1 protein-coding gene is annotated in these 287 nt (G+C 38.3%); it reads left to right on the top strand.

The genetic code is table 11. The features are described 5' to 3' along the window. Positions 1-287: hypothetical protein (locus L0U89_RS20355; RefSeq protein WP_234863201.1), on the top strand; the 287-nt coding region annotated here is incomplete at both ends.

Genomic DNA, 287 nt, shown 5'->3' with positions numbered 1-287 from the left:
AACCAGTCATTGACAAATGCGGGTTTGTTTTCAGCTACAAATCAGTTTGCATTAACAGAGGGACCGGATGGTCAGCCAATCAATACCAACTGGTATGATTATGTATATCGGACAGGTTTTTCTCACAATAACTCACTGAGTATGTCTGGCGGAAATGAATCAACCAAATATTATACTTCAATCGGATATACAGAACAGGAAGGTATTATACAGCGGAACGATTTTAAGAGGATATCAGCTTTGATGAATGTAGATCACAAAGTCAACAAAGCGATTTCTGTTGGTAC

The organism is Mariniradius sediminis (assembly GCF_021491425.1).
GTDB lineage: Bacteria > Bacteroidota > Bacteroidia > Cytophagales > Cyclobacteriaceae > Mariniradius > Mariniradius saccharolyticus.
The sequence above is the reverse complement of the archived record's forward strand: the minus strand, read 5'-3'. Positions and strand labels throughout refer to the sequence as shown.